The organism is Methylobacterium sp. NFXW15, assembly GCF_049887755.1.
Classification (GTDB): Bacteria; Pseudomonadota; Alphaproteobacteria; order Rhizobiales; family Beijerinckiaceae; genus Methylobacterium.
Genome location: NZ_JAGEKG010000015.1, coordinates 29,593 through 45,405, shown reverse-complemented (window position 1 = coordinate 45,405; position 15,813 = coordinate 29,593). Strand labels below are relative to the sequence as shown.

20 protein-coding genes are annotated in these 15,813 nt (G+C 66.2%); 17 read left to right on the top strand and 3 right to left on the bottom strand.

The window, feature by feature from the left end; genetic code table 11:
* Positions 1-10 precede the first annotated feature (10 nt).
* From rpsG to rpsQ, 14 genes are all read left to right on the top strand, one after another.
* A complete protein-coding gene (gene rpsG / locus J4O73_RS22650) occupies positions 11-481 on the top strand; it encodes a 30S ribosomal protein S7 (RefSeq protein ID WP_012319183.1) in 471 nt (156 codons plus the stop codon).
* 30 nt (positions 482-511) lie between these two features.
* Positions 512-2,587 (top strand): elongation factor G, encoded by a 2,076-nt coding sequence (gene fusA, locus J4O73_RS22645; RefSeq protein WP_426221068.1) that lies wholly within the window; start codon positions 512-514, stop codon positions 2,585-2,587.
* Positions 2,588-2,631: 44 nt separating this feature from the next.
* Positions 2,632-3,822, top strand: a complete 1,191-nt coding sequence (tuf, locus tag J4O73_RS22640) for an elongation factor Tu (RefSeq protein WP_426216798.1) — start codon at positions 2,632-2,634, stop codon at positions 3,820-3,822.
* A gap of 73 nt (positions 3,823-3,895) precedes the next feature.
* A complete protein-coding gene (gene rpsJ, locus J4O73_RS22635) occupies positions 3,896-4,204 on the top strand; it encodes a 30S ribosomal protein S10 (protein WP_238206654.1) in 309 nt (102 codons plus the stop codon).
* A 49-nt stretch (positions 4,205-4,253) separates the two neighbouring features.
* Positions 4,254-4,979: a 50S ribosomal protein L3 gene (gene rplC, locus J4O73_RS22630; protein WP_426221065.1), complete on the top strand. Its 726-nt coding sequence runs from the start codon at positions 4,254-4,256 to the stop codon at positions 4,977-4,979.
* Positions 4,979-5,599 (top strand): 50S ribosomal protein L4, encoded by a 621-nt coding sequence (gene rplD / locus J4O73_RS22625; RefSeq protein ID WP_378966874.1) that lies wholly within the window; start codon positions 4,979-4,981, stop codon positions 5,597-5,599. The genes rplC and rplD overlap by 1 nt, the downstream gene beginning before the upstream one ends.
* Complete coding sequence (locus J4O73_RS22620) at positions 5,596-5,892, top strand: 50S ribosomal protein L23 (RefSeq protein WP_378966872.1); 297 nt, start codon at positions 5,596-5,598, stop codon at positions 5,890-5,892. Before rplD ends, J4O73_RS22620 begins: the two co-directional genes overlap by 4 nt.
* A 21-nt stretch (positions 5,893-5,913) precedes the next feature.
* Positions 5,914-6,750 (top strand): 50S ribosomal protein L2, encoded by an 837-nt coding sequence (gene rplB / locus J4O73_RS22615; protein ID WP_378966870.1) that lies wholly within the window; start codon positions 5,914-5,916, stop codon positions 6,748-6,750.
* 5 nt (positions 6,751-6,755) lie between these two features.
* Positions 6,756-7,034, top strand: coding sequence for a 30S ribosomal protein S19 (rpsS, locus tag J4O73_RS22610; RefSeq protein WP_012319190.1), 279 nt, complete (start codon positions 6,756-6,758; stop codon positions 7,032-7,034).
* A 1-nt stretch (position 7,035) separates the two neighbouring features.
* Positions 7,036-7,422 carry a 50S ribosomal protein L22 gene (gene rplV / locus J4O73_RS22605; protein ID WP_378966867.1) on the top strand — a complete coding sequence of 129 codons (387 nt, stop codon included), beginning with the start codon at positions 7,036-7,038 and terminating at the stop codon, positions 7,420-7,422.
* Between the two features lie 10 nt (positions 7,423-7,432).
* Positions 7,433-8,179, top strand: a complete 747-nt coding sequence (rpsC, locus tag J4O73_RS22600) for a 30S ribosomal protein S3 (RefSeq protein WP_238206636.1) — start codon at positions 7,433-7,435, stop codon at positions 8,177-8,179.
* Between the two features lie 8 nt (positions 8,180-8,187).
* Complete coding sequence (rplP, locus tag J4O73_RS22595) at positions 8,188-8,601, top strand: 50S ribosomal protein L16 (protein WP_426221061.1); 414 nt, start codon at positions 8,188-8,190, stop codon at positions 8,599-8,601.
* A gap of 11 nt (positions 8,602-8,612) precedes the next feature.
* On the top strand, positions 8,613-8,828 hold the full coding sequence (gene rpmC, locus J4O73_RS22590; RefSeq protein WP_426221059.1) for a 50S ribosomal protein L29: 216 nt from the start codon (positions 8,613-8,615) through the stop codon (positions 8,826-8,828).
* A 10-nt stretch (positions 8,829-8,838) separates the two neighbouring features.
* Complete coding sequence (gene rpsQ / locus J4O73_RS22585; protein ID WP_426221058.1) at positions 8,839-9,105, top strand: 30S ribosomal protein S17; 267 nt, start codon at positions 8,839-8,841, stop codon at positions 9,103-9,105.
* Positions 9,106-9,385: 280 nt separating this feature from the next.
* Here the strand turns inward: rpsQ and recA are convergent, their stop codons facing one another.
* The 3 genes from recA to tlpA form a co-directional block, all read right to left on the bottom strand.
* Positions 9,386-10,477 carry a recombinase RecA gene (gene recA, locus J4O73_RS22580; RefSeq protein WP_378966861.1) on the bottom strand — a complete coding sequence of 364 codons (1,092 nt, stop codon included), beginning with the start codon at positions 10,475-10,477 and terminating at the stop codon, positions 9,386-9,388.
* A 181-nt stretch (positions 10,478-10,658) separates the two neighbouring features.
* Entirely contained in the window at positions 10,659-12,416 is a 1,758-nt protein-coding gene (locus J4O73_RS22575) for a carbamoyltransferase family protein (RefSeq protein WP_426221144.1), read from the bottom strand.
* 54 nt (positions 12,417-12,470) lie between these two features.
* Positions 12,471-13,115, bottom strand: coding sequence for a thiol:disulfide interchange protein TlpA (tlpA, locus tag J4O73_RS22570; protein ID WP_426221055.1), 645 nt, complete (start codon positions 13,113-13,115; stop codon positions 12,471-12,473).
* Positions 13,116-13,157: 42 nt separating this feature from the next.
* Here tlpA and argH point away from each other — a divergent pair, with 42 nt between their 5' ends.
* The 3 genes from argH to J4O73_RS22555 all read left to right on the top strand — a co-directional run bounded on the left by argH (position 13,158) and on the right by J4O73_RS22555 (position 15,777).
* Positions 13,158-14,549, top strand: coding sequence for an argininosuccinate lyase (gene argH, locus J4O73_RS22565; RefSeq protein WP_426221054.1), 1,392 nt, complete (start codon positions 13,158-13,160; stop codon positions 14,547-14,549).
* A gap of 97 nt (positions 14,550-14,646) precedes the next feature.
* Complete coding sequence (locus J4O73_RS22560; RefSeq protein ID WP_426221053.1) at positions 14,647-14,949, top strand: hypothetical protein; 303 nt, start codon at positions 14,647-14,649, stop codon at positions 14,947-14,949.
* A gap of 126 nt (positions 14,950-15,075) precedes the next feature.
* Complete coding sequence (locus J4O73_RS22555) at positions 15,076-15,777, top strand: invasion associated locus b family protein (protein ID WP_426221051.1); 702 nt, start codon at positions 15,076-15,078, stop codon at positions 15,775-15,777.
* Positions 15,778-15,813 lie beyond the last annotated feature (36 nt).

Here is a 15,813-nt window from a genome sequence, read left to right as displayed (position 1 = left end):
AGTTTAGCCAATGTCCCGTCGTCACTCTGCAGAAAAGCGCGAGATCATCCCGGACCCCAAGTACGGGGACGTGGTGCTGACGAAGTTCATGAACTCGATCATGTACGAAGGTAAGAAGTCGACCGCCGAGCGGATCGTCTACGGCGCCTTCGACATCGTCGAGAACCGCGCCCGCGCCAATCCGATCGAGGTGTTCCGCGCTGCGCTCGACAACGTCGCCCCGATGATCGAGGTCCGTTCCCGCCGCGTCGGCGGTGCGACCTACCAGGTCCCGGTCGAGGTTCGTACCGAGCGCCGCCAGGCTCTGGCGATCCGCTGGCTGATCCAGGCCGCCCGTTCGCGCAACGACCGCACGATGGTCGAGCGCCTGTCGGCCGAACTCCTCGACGCCGCCAATAACCGCGGCAACGCCGTCAAGAAGCGGGAAGACACGCACCGGATGGCGGAAGCCAACCGCGCCTTCTCGCACTACCGCTGGTAAGCGGCCCACCCGTCTCTCAGGAGCAGCTCGATGCCCCGCACGCACGCGATCGAGGACTACCGCAACTTCGGCATCATGGCCCACATCGATGCCGGCAAGACCACGACCACGGAGCGGATCCTCTACTACACCGGAAAGTCCCATAAGATCGGCGAGGTCCATGAGGGCGCCGCCACGATGGACTGGATGGAACAGGAGCAGGAGCGCGGCATCACGATCACGTCCGCCGCGACGACGTGCTTCTGGCGCGAGAAGCGCCTGAACATCATCGACACGCCCGGCCACGTCGACTTCACCATCGAAGTCGAGCGTTCCCTGCGCGTGCTCGACGGCGCCGTGTGCGTGCTCGACGGCAACCAGGGCGTCGAGCCCCAGACTGAGACTGTGTGGCGCCAGGCCGACAAGTACGACGTGCCGCGCGTCGTGTTCGTCAACAAGATGGACAAGATCGGCGCCGACTTCTTCAAGTGCGTCGCCGACATCATCGACCGCGTCGCCGGCAAGCCCGTGTGCCTGCAACTGCCGATCGGTGCCGAGTCCAACTTCCAGGGCGTCATCGACCTCATCAAGATGAAGGCGATCGTCTGGTCGGGCGAGGCGCTCGGCGCCAACTTCTCCGAGACCGAGATCCCTGCCGACCTGCAGGATCAGGCCGTCGAATACCGCGCCAAGCTCGTCGAAGCCTGCGTGGAGATGGATGACGAGGCCATGATGGCCTACCTCGACGGCCAGGAGCCGAGCGAGGAGAGCCTCCGCAAGCTCGTTCGGACGGCCGTGCAGCGCCGCGCCTTCCATCCCGTGCTCTGCGGTTCGGCGTTCAAGAACAAGGGCGTTCAACCGCTCCTCGACGCCGTCGTTGATTACCTGCCTTCTCCCGCCGATCGCGGTGAGATCAAGGGTATCGACTTCAAGACCGAGGAAGAGGTTGTTCGTCGTCCGACCGACTCCGATCCCTTCTCCATGCTCGCCTTCAAGATCATGGACGATCCCCACGTCGGCACGATCACCTTCTGCCGCGTGTACTCGGGCAAGGTCGATTCGGGCGCCAACGTCATCAACTCGACCCGCGACAAGAAGGAGCGTGTCGGTCGCATGCTCCTCATGCATGCGAACAACCGTGAGGATATCAAGGAAGCCTTCGCTGGCGACATCGTCGCCCTCGCGGGCCTCAAGGATACCCGCACCGGTGACACGCTGTGCGATCCGGTGAAGGCCGTCATCCTCGAGAAGATGGAATTCCCGGAGCCGGTCATCGAGATCGCCGTCGAGCCGAAGTCGAAGGCCGATCAGGAGAAGCTCGGTATCGCGCTTTCGAAGCTCGCCGCTGAGGATCCCTCCTTCCGCGTGTCCACCGACCAGGAGTCGGGCCAGACCATCCTCAAGGGGATGGGCGAGCTCCATCTGGACATCAAGGTCGACATCCTGCGCCGTACCTACAAGGTCGACGCGAATATCGGCCAGCCGCAGGTGGCGTACCGCGAGAAGCTGACCCGTCGGACCGAGATCGACTACACCCACAAGAAGCAGACCGGTGGTACCGGTCAGTTCGCCCGGGTGAAGTTCGTGGTCGAGCCGAACGAGCCGGGCGCCGGCTTCACGTTTGAGTCCAAGATCGTCGGCGGCGCGGTGCCGAAGGAGTACATCCCCGGCGTCGAAAAGGGCCTGAATTCGGTTCTCACCGCGGGTATCCTCGCCGGCTTCCCGGTCGTGGACATCAAGGTGGAGCTCATCGACGGCGCCTACCACGACGTCGACTCCTCGGCCCTGGCGTTCGAAATCGCGTCCCGTGCTGCCCTCCGGGAGGCTCTTCAGAAGGGCGGCTCGGTGCTTCTCGAGCCGGTCATGAAGGTCGAGGTGGTGTCTCCCGAGGAGTACACCGGTTCGGTCATCGGTGACCTCAACTCCCGCCGCGGCCAAATCCAGGGCCAGGACATGCGGGGCAATGCCAACGTCATCAACGCGATGGTGCCGCTGGCCAACATGTTCGGCTACGTGAACCAGCTGCGCTCCTTCTCGCAGGGCCGCGCCAACTTCACGATGCAGTTCGATCACTACGAAGAGGTGCCGCGCGGCGAAGCCGACAAGGTCATCGCCAAGTACGCGTAAGACTTCATCTCTTCGTTCTTCACCAATCGAATTAGGAGGCTCTTATGGGCAAGGAAAAGTTCTCTCGCACCAAGCCGCACTGCAACATTGGGACGATTGGTCACGTCGACCATGGGAAGACGTCTCTGACGGCGGCGATCACGAAGGTTCTGGCGGAGTCTGGCGGCGCGACGTTCACGGCGTACGACCAGATCGACAAGGCTCCTGAGGAGAAGGCGCGCGGGATCACGATCTCGACGGCGCACGTTGAGTACGAGACGACGAACCGTCACTACGCGCACGTCGATTGCCCCGGCCACGCCGACTACGTGAAGAACATGATCACGGGCGCGGCGCAGATGGACGGCGCGATCCTGGTGGTGTCGGCGGCCGACGGCCCGATGCCGCAGACCCGCGAGCACATCCTTCTGGCGCGTCAGGTCGGCGTTCCGGCGCTGGTGGTGTTCCTGAACAAGTGCGACATGGTCGATGACGAGGAGCTCCTTGAGCTCGTCGAGCTCGAGGTGCGCGAGCTTCTGTCGAAGTACGACTTCCCCGGCGACGACATCCCGATCACCAAGGGCTCGGCCCTGATGGCGCTCGAGGACAAGGAGCCGAAGATCGGCAAGGAAGCCGTCCTGAAGCTGATGGAGAGCGTGGACAGCTACATCCCGCAGCCGGAGCGTCCGATCGACCTTCCGTTCCTGATGCCGATCGAGGACGTGTTCTCGATCTCGGGCCGCGGCACGGTGGTGACGGGCCGCGTCGAGCGCGGGATCATCAAGGTCGGTGAGGAAGTCGAGATCGTGGGCATCCGGCCGACGACGAAGACGACGGTGACCGGCGTCGAGATGTTCCGCAAGCTTCTGGACCAGGGCCAGGCGGGCGACAACGTGGGCGTGCTGCTGCGCGGCACGAAGCGCGAGGACGTGGAGCGCGGCCAGGTCGTGTGCAAGCCGGGTTCGGTGAAGCCGCACTCGAAGTTCAAGGCCGAGGCGTACATCCTGACGAAGGAGGAGGGCGGTCGCCACACGCCGTTCTTCACGAACTACCGTCCGCAGTTCTACTTCCGCACGACGGACGTGACCGGCGTGTGCACGCTGCCCGAGGGCACCGAGATGGTGATGCCGGGCGACAGCGTGACCATGGACGTGGTGCTGATCGTGCCGGTGGCCATGGAAGAGAAGCTGCGCTTCGCCATCCGCGAAGGCGGACGGACCGTCGGCGCCGGCGTCGTCGCCGCCATCAACGACTGATTAGGTCACAACTGAACCTGAAGGGAGGGGCGGGGATCCGCCTCCCCGCCCTCCCTCTCAAGGCCCGAAGGTCATGAACGGTCAGAACATTCGCATTCGCCTTAAGGCGTTCGATCACCGCATCCTCGATGCCTCGACCCGCGAGATCGTCTCGACGGCGAAGCGCACGGGCGCGCAGATCCGGGGCCCGATCCCGCTGCCGACGCATATCGCTCGCTTCACCGTCAACCGCTCGCCCCACATCGACAAGAAGTCGCGCGAGCAGTTCGAGATGCGCACCCACAAGCGCGTGCTCGATATCGTCGATCCGACGCCCCAGACCGTGGACGCGCTGATGAAGCTCGACCTCGCCGCCGGCGTCGACGTGGAGATCAAGCTCTGACCCGCTGAGGGTTAGAGCTTACCGTTTCACCGCGCGAGGGGAGACACCTATGCGCTCAGGGGTCATCGCACAGAAGGTCGGCATGACCCGCGTCTTTACGGACGCGGGGGAGCATGTTCCGGTCACGGTGCTCAAGGTCGATCAGTGCCAGGTGGTTGCCCACCGCACGATAGAAAAGAACGGCTACGTCGCGCTGCAGGTCGGCGTCGGCAAGGCCAAGGTCAAGAACGTCTCCGCCGCCGAGCGTGGCCGCTTCGCGGTCGCCAAGGTGGAGCCGAAGAAGAAGCTCGCCGAGTTCCGCGTGTCCGAGGACGCGCTGATCCCGGTCGGTGCTGAGATCACCGCCGATCACTTCATCCCGGGTCAGTTCGTCGATGTGACGGGCACCACCACGGGTAAGGGCTTCGCCGGTGGTATGAAGCGCTGGAACTTCGGCGGTCTGCGCGCCACTCACGGTGTGTCGATCTCCCACCGCTCGATCGGTTCGACCGGTGGCCGCCAGGATCCGGGCAAGACCTTCAAGAACAAGAAGATGCCGGGTCATCTCGGTGTCGAGCGGGTGACGACCCAGAACCTGCGCGTCGTGCGCACCGATCCCGAGCGGGGCCTGATCCTCGTCGAAGGCGCGGTGCCGGGCGTGGCTGGCGGCTGGATCCAGATCCGCGATTCGGTGAAGCGCAAGCTCCCCGCCGACGTGCCGCTGCCGGGCAAGTTCCGTGAGAACGGTTCCTCCGCCCCGGCCACCGAGGCCCCTGCGGCTGAGGAGACCGCGTGATGAAGCTCGATGTCACCACCCTCGACGGAGCCGGTGCCGGCTCGGTCGAGCTGAACGAAGAGATCTTCGGCCTGGAGCCCCGCGCCGACCTGCTTCAGCGCATGGTCCGTTGGCAGCTCGCCAAGCGTCGTGCAGGCACCCATGCCGTGCAGAACCGCTCGGACGTGAACCGGACCCGCAAGAAGCTCTACAAGCAGAAGGGCACCGGTAACGCCCGTCACGGCGCTGCCTCCGCTCCGCAGTTCCGCGGCGGCGGCCGGGCCTTCGGTCCGGTCGTGCGCGACCACAGCCACGACCTTCCCAAGAAGGTCCGTGCTCTGGCCCTGCGTCACGCCCTGTCCGCCAAGGCGAAGGCCGAGACCCTGATCGTCGTCGACGACATCAAGGTCGAGAACCACAAGACGAAGGGCCTCATCGAGACCTTCGGCAAGATGGGTCTGTCGAACGCCCTGATCATCGGCGGTGCCGAGGTCGACGTGAACTTCGGCCGGGCGGCTCGCGCCATCCCGCAGATCGACGTGCTGCCCGTCCAGGGCATCAACGTCTACGACATCCTGCGCCGCGAGAAGCTCGTGCTCACCAAGGCGGCGGTCGACGCGCTGGAGGAGCGCTTCAAATGAGTGCTGATCCGCGCCACTACGACGTCATCGTCTCCCCGGTCATCACCGAGAAGGCGACCAATCTGACCGAACAGAACAAGGTCGTCTTCCGGGTCGCCCCGAAGGCTACCAAGCCGCAGATCAAGGAAGCGGTCGAGCGTCTGTTCGACGTCAAGGTGACGGGCGTGAACACGCTCATTACCAAGGGTAAGAAGAAGGTTTTCCGCGGGCTTCGCGGCCAGCGCTCGGATGTGAAGAAAGCGATCGTGACCCTGGCCGAAGGCCACACGATCGACGTCACCACCGGGCTCTGAGGACGGATCGAGGACGAGCCGATGGCTTTGAAGACATTCAAACCGGTCACGCCGAGCCTACGTCAGCTCGTGCTCGTTGACCGCCGTGAGCTCTATAAGGGCAAGCCGGTGAAGGCGCTGACCGAGGGCAAGAGCTCCTCGGGCGGGCGCAACAATCTGGGCCGTATCACCGTCCGCTTCCGCGGCGGTGGGCACAAGCGTTCGCTGCGCAACGTCGATTTCAAGCGTCGTGACCAGCTCAACGTGACCGCGACCGTGGAGCGGATCGAGTACGATCCGAACCGCACCGCGTTCATCGCGCTGATCAACTACCCCGATGGCAAGCAGAGCTACATCCTGGCTCCGCAGCGCCTCGCGGCGGGTGACAAGGTCGTGGCGGGCGAGAACGTGGACATCAAGCCGGGTAACGCCGGTCCGATCGGCTCCATGCCGGTTGGCACGATCGTCCACAATGTCGAGCTGAAGATCGGCAAGGGCGGCGCAATCGCCCGTTCGGCCGGCAACTACGCTCAGATCGTGGGTCGCGACCAGGGCTACGTGACGGTTCGCCTGAACTCGGGTGAACAGCGTCTCGTGCACGGCCAGTGCTTCGCGAGCGTCGGTGCGGTGTCGAACCCGGACCACATGAACATCTCGCTCGGCAAGGCCGGGCGGAATCGCTGGCTCGGCAAGCGCCCGCACAACCGCGGCGTGGCGATGAACCCGGTCGACCACCCGCATGGCGGCGGTGAGGGCCGCACCTCTGGCGGCCGTAACCCGGTTACGCCGTGGGGTGTGCCCACCAAGGGCAAGAAGACCCGGTCCAACAAGCGGACCGACGTCTTCATCCTGTCCAGCCGCCACAACCGCAAGAAGTAACCACCATGGCACGCTCTCTCTGGAAGGGGCCGTTCGTCGACGGCTACCTCTTCAAGAAGGCCGAGGCGGCGCGGGGTTCCTCGCGTTCCGAGGTCATCAAGATCTGGAGCCGCCGCTCCACGATCCTGCCGCAGTTCGTCGGGCTCACCTTCGGCGTTCACAACGGCCAGAAGCACATTCCGGTCTACGTTACCGAGGAAATGGTCGGCCACAAGTTCGGCGAGTTCTCGCCGACCCGCACCTTCCCCGGCCACGCGGCCGACAAGAAGGCGAAGAGGCGCTGATATGGGCAAGCAGGCTACCCCCCGCGCGCTCCCCGAGAACGAGGCCAAGGCGGTGGCGCGCATGCTGCGCGTTTCCCCGCAGAAGCTGAACCTCGTGGCGCAGCTCATCCGTGGGAAGAAGGTCGAGGCGGCGCTTGCCGACCTCCAGTTCTCCCGCAAGCGCATCGCGACCGATGTGAAGAAGTGCCTCGAAAGCGCGATCGCCAACGCCGAGAACAACCACGATCTGGATGTCGATGATCTCATCGTCAGCCAAGCCTTCGTGGGCAAGGCGCTGGTCCTGAAGCGTTTCCACGCCCGTGCCCGCGGCCGCGGCGCGCGCATTCTGAAGCCGTTCTCGAACCTCACCATCGTGGTTCGGGAAGTCCGCGCGGCGGAAGCGGCGTGAGGAGGATCTGATGGGTCAGAAAGTCAACCCGATCGGTCTCCGGCTCGGCATCAACCGGACCTGGGACTCCCGCTGGTTCGCCAACAAGGGCGAATACGCGAAGCTCATGCATGAGGACGTCGCGATCCGCGCCGCCCTGACCAAGCAGCTCAAGCAGGCGGCGGTCTCCAAGATCGTCATCGAGCGTCCGCACCGGAAGTGCCGCGTCACCATTCACTCGGGTCGTCCGGGCGTGGTGATCGGCAAGAAGGGCGCGGATATCGAGAAGCTGCGCAAGCTCGTCGGCACGATGACCAAGGCCGACGTGACCATCAATATCGTCGAGGTGCGCAAGCCCGAGATCGATGCCACCCTGGTGGCCGACTCGATCGCCCAGCAGCTCGAGCGTCGCGTCGCCTTCCGTCGCGCCATGAAGCGCGCCGTGCAGTCGGCCATGCGTCTGGGTGCCGAGGGTATCCGGATCAACTGCTCCGGCCGTCTCGGCGGTGCCGAGATCGCCCGCCAGGAATGGTACCGCGAGGGTCGCGTTCCGCTGCACACGCTGCGTGCGGACGTGGATTACGGGACCGCTACGGCGTTCACGACCTACGGCACCTGCGGTATCAAGGTGTGGGTGTTCAAGGGCGAGATCCTTGAGCACGATCCGATGGCCCAGGATAAGAAGGCCCAGGAAGAGGGCGGCCGCTCCGGCGGGCGCCGCGAGCGCGACGGTGAGGGTGGTCGTGACCGCCCGCGTCGCGAGCGCGAGCACGCGTGAGGTAAGCCATGCTGCAACCCAAGAAGACCAAGTTCCGCAAGCAGTTCAAGGGCCGCATCCACGGTGCGGCCAAGGGCGGCTTCGACCTGAACTTCGGGCAGTTCGGCCTGAAGGCGATGGAGCCCGAGCGCGTCACCGCCCGCCAGATCGAAGCCGCCCGCCGCGCCATCACGCGCGAGATGAAGCGCCAGGGCCGTGTCTGGATCCGGGTTTTCCCGGACGTGCCGGTCTCCACCAAGCCGACCGAAGTCCGCATGGGCTCGGGTAAGGGTGCGCCGGACTACTGGGCCGCGCGTATCCACCCCGGCCGTATCATGTTCGAGGTCGACGGCGTCGCCGCCGAGATCGCCCGCGAGGCCCTGCGCCTCGGCGCGGCGAAGCTCCCGGTGCGGACCCGCATCATCACGCGCATCGCCGACTAAGGAGATCGTTCGTGAAGACCACCCAACGCCACGCCGACCTGAAGGCGCTCTCCGCCGATCAGCTCGCCGACGAGCTGGTGAACCTGAAGAAGGAGCAGTTCAACCTGCGCTTCCAGGGTGCCACCGGCCAGCTCGAGAACGTTTCCCGCATCCGTGAGGTGCGGCGGGACATCGCCCGGGTGCGTACGCTGCAGCGTCAGCAGACGCTCGCGTCCGCCAAGGCCTGAGGAGAAGACCATGCCGAAGCGCGTCCTGCAGGGCACCGTCGTCAGCGACAAGGGCGAGAAGACCATCGTCGTGAAGGTGGAGCGCCGCTTCACCCACCCGGTGATGAAGAAGACCGTCCGCCGTTCGAAGAATTACCACGCGCACGACGAGGCCAATGCGGCCAAGGTCGGGCAGACGGTGTTCATCGAAGAGTGCCGTCCCTTCTCCAAGCTGAAGACCTGGAAGCTCGTCGAGGGCGAAGCCGCCCCGTCGACCGAGGCCGGCGAAGCCGCCTGAGGCGGGTCGGGCTTTACGCTCGACCTCGCTCTTCCTCCGTTCTTTCACGGCGAAGCGATCCCTCACGGGATCGCTTCGCCGTTTTGCGTTTGGGGTTCGGGTTCGCGGCTGTCGTGATGGCCCGTGAAAGCGGGGCATTTCAGGGGGCCGCACTGTCTCGAAGCGTCCCGCTGCCCTGGATTGCTTCGCTGCGCTCGCAATGACGATCTGTTGTATGCCCCAAACGGAAACGGCCCCGGATCGCTCCGGGGCCGTGCTTACTTTGGCGGGGTGGTAAAGCTTACGCCTCGCCGGGGTCCAGATCGTCCTCGGTCGGCTTCGCGTTTTCGAGGATCTTCTCGGCAACGAGGCCGGAATTCTGGCGAATCATGCCCTCGATCTTCGCGGCGATCGCCGGATTGTCCCGCAGGAAGCCCTTGGAGTTCTCGCGGCCTTGGCCGAGGCGTTGGCTGTCATGGGAGAACCACGCACCCGACTTCTCGACGATACCGGCCTTCACGCCGAGATCGATCAGCTCGCCGACCTTCGAGATGCCTTCACCGAACATGATGTCGAACTCGACCTGCTTGAACGGCGGGGCGACCTTGTTCTTCACCACCTTCACGCGGACCTGATTGCCGATGGCTTCGTCCCGCTCCTTGAGGGTCGAGACGCGGCGGATGTCGAGGCGAACGGAAGCGTAGAACTTCAGGGCGTTACCACCCGTCGTGGTCTCCGGTGAGCCGTACATCACGCCGATCTTCATACGGATCTGGTTGATGAAGATGACCATGCAGTTCGAGCGCGAGATCGAGCCGGTCAGCTTACGCAGGGCTTGGCTCATCAGGCGGGCCTGGAGGCCCGGCTGGCTCTCGCCCATCTCGCCCTCGATCTCGGCGCGCGGCGTCAGTGCCGCGACCGAGTCGACCACGAGCACGTCGATGGCGCCGGAGCGCACCAGTGTATCGGTGATCTCAAGGGCCTGCTCACCCGTGTCGGGCTGCGAGATCAAAAGATCATCGAGGTTCACGCCCAGCTTGCGGGCGTAAACCGGATCGAGGGCGTGCTCGGCATCCACGAAGGCGCAGACGCCACCCTTCTTCTGGGCCTCGGCAATCGTGTGCAGGGCGAGCGTGGTCTTGCCCGAGGATTCCGGGCCGTACACCTCGATCACGCGACCGCGCGGCAGGCCACCGACGCCGAGGGCGATGTCGAGGCCGAGCGAGCCGGTTGAGACCACCTCGACCTCCTGCACCTTGTCGTTCTTGCCGAGGCGCATGATCGAGCCTTTGCCGAAGGCCCGCTCGATCTGTGAGAGGGCGGCGTCGATCGCCTTCGACTTGTCCTTATCTGCGGGGGGCATATCCACCACTTTCAGCGCGGGCTGGGCCATCTGGCGATGCTCCTTATGGAGAGGAAGGGCGCCGATCACAACGCGCCCGCCGGATGGATTTCGTACTTGATTTGTTCTCATTCGGCAAGGGCAGGAATGCGCTGCTGCGGCTTCGGCGGGGATGATTCCACCCGGCGTTGAGCCGGGCGGTTTGGGTTCGCGCTGCGGATGCGCCGATGGGCTATTTCACCACGATCCAGTCTTCGACGACCAGGGCGTCGAGGCCGGTCGTGTAGAACATGAGAATGGCATCTTCCGCCGTGTGGAGGATCGGTTTGCCCATCACGTTGAAGCTGGTGTTCAGCAGCACTGGCACGCCGGTGAGTTCGCGGAAGGCCTCGATGAGGGCGGCATAGGCTGGATTACGGGCCGCGGTGACGGTCTGAAGGCGTCCGGTGCCGTCCTCGTGGACGACGGCGGGCACCTTGTCCCGCACGCTCTCCCTCCAGACCAGCGTGCGCTCCATGTAGGGGCTGTCGGCGAAATCCTCGAACCAGTCGGGTCCTGCCGCCGCCAGGATGGAGGGGGCGAAGGGGCGGAACGCCTCGCGGTACTTGACCTTGGCGTTCAAGGCGTCCTTTGCGCCTGCCGGGCGAGGATCGGCCAGGATCGACCGATTGCCGAGCGACCGTGGGCCGAACTCCGCCGCGCCCTGCACCCAGCCGACGAGACCGCCTGCCGCGAGGATGCGTGCGGCTTCACGCGTCACGGCGCCATGGCCGAGCTTGCGGGCGCGGGGCTCGTGTTCGGCCAGCCGCTCCATCGCCGCTGTCGAGACCTTGGCGCCGAGATAGGGAGTAAGCGGCCGTGCGTCCTGCGGCGGGCCGGACCATTCGGGATGGTCCTCCTGGAAAGCGAGCCAGGCCGCGCCGACCGCGTTGCCGTCATCCGCGGGAGCGGAGGGCACATGCAGTCGGCTGAAGGGCGAGCGACCGAGGACCCGGCCGTTATAGGACGAGTTCAGCCCACAGCCGCCCGCGATCACGAGGTTCTCGGACGGAGCGAGGGCGTGAGCCTCGGCGACGAGGGCATCCATCAGCGTGCCGAACAGATCCTGCCCGCAGCGGGCGAGATCGGCCCAGCCGACCTCCAGGGCGTCGGCGGGACGCCGCGCGAGGAGTTCCGCGGCGACGCCACGGATCGTGTCCGCATCGGCAAAGCGCAGGCGCGTGCCCTCCACCCGGCAGAGGCGGGCGAGGATCGCGGCCAGTTCGGGATCGGGCCGACCATAGGGGGCGAGCCCCATGATCTTCCACTCCTCGCCCTTCACCTGATCGAAGCCGGCGAGGTCGGTGATGAGGCCATAGAGGAAGCCGAGCGAGCCCCGCCCGCGATGGCGCTTCACCTCTTCGATCCGCCCGTCCTTCAGGCGGTGAATCGCAGAGGCACCGGTCTCGCCCATGCCGTCGACGGTGAGGGAGGTGGCCTCCGTGAAGGGGCTGCCCCACAGGCCGTAGGCGGCGTGGCAGAGATGGTGCGGGTAGCGCCGCTGGCCGACAACCTGCGCGCGGGGCGGGCGCCCACCGGTGCGCACGTCCTGCGTCAGCGCGAGCAGCGTGCCGAGGCCCGCCCGCGCCTGCGCGAGATGGAGGTCGGCGATGAACACCCGCTCGGCCTGCTCCGGCACGAAGGAGCCGTTGAGATCGACCGGATGTGCGGCCAACACCGGGAGATCGAAGGTCCCGGCCTGGGCCTGTCCCCGCAAGAAGCCGCTGAATTGCTCGCCCCAGGTCGAGGCGACCACGATCTCGGAGCCCTCCGGCACATGTTCGCGCAGCAGTGGCGCGATCCGTGCCGGGGCATCGGGCTCGCAATTGGGCGCCCGCTTATATTGCAGGAAGCGCTCCGTCGCCTCGGCGAAGAGCAGCGTGCCGTCCGGCCCCACCAGAGCGAGGGCCGGATCGTGGAAGGTGGTCGCGAGACCGAGATAGAACCGCATCGCCTTGGCGTTAGCCCGCACGCGCGGCGCGATCAACGGGAGGTGGTCTTTCGCTCAGGTGGCCGGACGGCCGAGGGCGGCGCGGATCAACGCCAGTCCGTCCGGGCTCGACCATTCCGCCGCGCCTTTCATGACGCCCACCGTGCAGCCCGCGCCGTCGATCAGCATCGTGGTGGGCAACCCAGCCGATTCGGCGTGGTTCTGAACCACGGGCAGGACACGTCCGCCCGGATCGGCGTAGAAGGCGAGATGGCTGATGCCCGCCTGCTTCAGCCATTGCGGCGGCTTGTCGAGGTTGCGGGTGTCGACATTGATGGCCACCACCTCGAAATCCTTGGCCCCCAGGGCGCCTTGTAGCCGATCGAGGGCCGGCATCTCGGCCTTGCACGGGGCGCACCAAGTCGCCCACAGGTTCACGAGGAGCGTGCGCCCCTTCATGGCAGCCAAGCTCGTGTCGGCGCCGTCCGGCCCCTTGAAGGCGATGTCCGGCACGGGTTTGATCGTCTTCGGTCTCTGCATCCCCGCGACTTCGCCCTTCGCGGCGGCCTCGACACGGGCGACCGCCGGAGCAGCGCCCGCGCAGGGCCCAGAGGCCACTCCCCCGTTGCCGCCCACGAGACCGCTCCCGTATAGGGCAAACCCGGCAAGACCGAGCGCCGCGATGCAGGCGCCCGCGATGAGACCATTGCGATGGGGCATCAGGCTTGCCTCTGTGAAACGGCGCGGCGCGGAAGGATCGACATGAGCAACCGGATGTGGGGCGGGCGCTTCGCGAGCGGCCCCGCCGAGATCATGGAGGAGATCAACGCCTCCATCGGGTTCGACAAGCGCCTCGCGCCCCAGGATATCCGCGGCTCGCTGGCGCATGTCGCCATGCTGGGCAAGGCGGGGATCCTGCCCGCCGACGATGTGGCCGCGATCGAGGTTGGGCTCAAGACCGTCCGCGACGAGATCGAGGCGGGGAGTTTCGTGTTCAAGCGCGAGCTCGAAGACATCCACATGTCCGTCGAGAGCCGCCTGACCGAGATCGTCGGGCCGGGCGCTGGACGCCTGCACACGGCGCGCTCGCGCAACGATCAGGTCGCCACCGACATGAAGCTCTGGGTGCGCGACACCCTCGATTCCCTCGATGAGCAGGCCGCGGGCTTGCAGCGGGCGCTGGCCGAGAAGGCGCTCGCCCATGCCGGAACGGTGATGCCGGGCTTCACGCACCTGCAATCCGCCCAGCCGGTGACCTTCGGGCATCATTGTCTCGCCTATGTCGAGATGCTGGCCCGCGACCGGGGCCGGTTCCGCGATGCGAGGGCGCGGCTGAACGAATGCCCCCTCGGCGCGGCGGCGCTGGCGGGCACATCGTTCCCGATCGACCGGCACGCCACGGCGGCGGCGCTCGGCTTCGACCGGCCGACGGCGAATTCCCTCGATTCGGTGGCCGACCGGGACTTCGCCCTGGAAGCCCTGTCCGCCGCCTCGATCTGCGCCGTGCACCTCTCGCGCTTCGCGGAGGAACTGGTGGTGTGGACCTCGGCGCAGTTCGGCTTCGTGAAGCTCTCGGACGGCTACACGACCGGCTCCTCGATCATGCCGCAGAAGCGTAACCCGGACGCGGCGGAACTGGTGCGCGCCAAGGCGGGGCGCATCATCGGTGCGCTCACCGGCCTGCTCATCGTCATGAAGGGCCTGCCGCTCGCCTATTCGAAGGACATGCAGGAGGACAAGGAAGGCACCTTCGATGCTCTCCAGGCCCTCTCGCTCTGTCTCGCGGCCATGACCGGCATGGTGAAGGACCTCGAGCCGGCGACGGAGACCCTGGCCCGCGCGGCAGGCTCCGGCTTCAGCACCGCCACCGATCTCGCGGATTGGCTGGTGCGCGAGCTCGGCATGCCGTTCCGGCAGGCGCACCACGTCACCGGCCGTCTGGTCGGGGCGGCAGCGGCCAAGGGTGTCGGGCTCGAAGAGCTGTCGCTCGCTGAGATGCAGGAGGCCGAGCCGCAGATCACCGAGGCCGTCTATGCGGTTCTCGGCGTCGAGAATTCGGTGGCCAGCCGCACAAGCTATGGGGGTACGGCGCCCGACAACGTCCGAAGCCAGGCCAAGGCCTGGATCGAACGTCTGGACGGTGCCTCACGGTAAGATGATGCGCTGCAACCAGCTGGGCGGTGGCGCGTTCACCGTCTAGCTAGGTGCGTTGCGTTACGGGGTCATTCGCGCGACCGGAGAGACCACACGCATGTCGATCGAGAGTTGGATGAAGCCCGAAGAGGTTGCCGATCTCGCCGCCCATGCCAGCGCGGTCATTGATGCCGCCCTGGTCGGCACCGACCTGTCTCGCGAGGCCTACTGGGCCGCCGTTCGCAAGGGCTACAACACCCCCTACAACGATCCGCCCCGGCGCCGCGCCGCTCCTCCCGTCGTTCAGGTAGAAGCGCAGATCGAGGCGGATGACGTCTCGCCCGTCCTCGTCGCCCCGGCCGTGGCCGCCGCTGAGCTTCGCGCGGCCGAACTCGGCGCGCCCGAGCTGCGCGCCGTCTAGTGTACGCCGAGGGCTGAACAGTCCACGGCGCAGGCCGCCGCACGCCTTGCTGTCGTCCCAAGCGGGGTTCATTAATCGATCCCTAACGGCACAGCTCGGCCAAGCCGACGCCTGCAGGGAATGAATATGGTCCGCGTCTCCCCTCTGTTTCCGGTCGGCCTCCTCGCTCTGCTCGCCTGTGCCTCACCGCCGGAGACGATGACGGGCCACCTGTTCGGCGTCGCGTCGGCACAGGCACAGGATGCCGAGGCTCCGGCCGAGGCGACGACGGACAGGCGCTCGCGTCGCTCCTCCCGTCACAGCAGCCGCAAGGCCGAGCGCGTGGCCCCAACCCCGCCGGGGATGCAGCAGGCCGTTCCGGTGGCGATCTTCGGGGACTGGAACGTCTTCGTGAATGGCGAGGCGCGCTCGCGGATCTGCTACGCCATTGCGCAGCCCCAGACCCGCTCACCCAAGACGCTGAAACGCGACAGCGCTTATCTCTTCGTCACCATCCGCAAGGCCGAGAACGTCCCCAACGAGGTGGCGGTGATGCTCGGCTTCCCGCCCAAGCCCGCCGCCGCGCAGACCAAGGCGGGATCCCCGGCCGCCCCGACCGATCCGACCCTGCAGCTCGGCGCTTCGCGTTACGGGCTGGTGGTGAAGGAGAGCAATGCGTGGCTCCAGAACCCCGCCGAGGAGACGCGGGTCGTCAACGAGATGAGCGGCCGGGCGCCGAAGCTCACGATCAAGACCACGTCCATGCGTGGCAACCCGACGAGTGACGAATACGAGCTCGCCGGCTTCGCGGACGCCATCAAGCGCGCCCGCGAGGAATGCGCGAAGTAGGCAGAGCGACACTCTCCCCGCGCTCTTCGCAGCGAC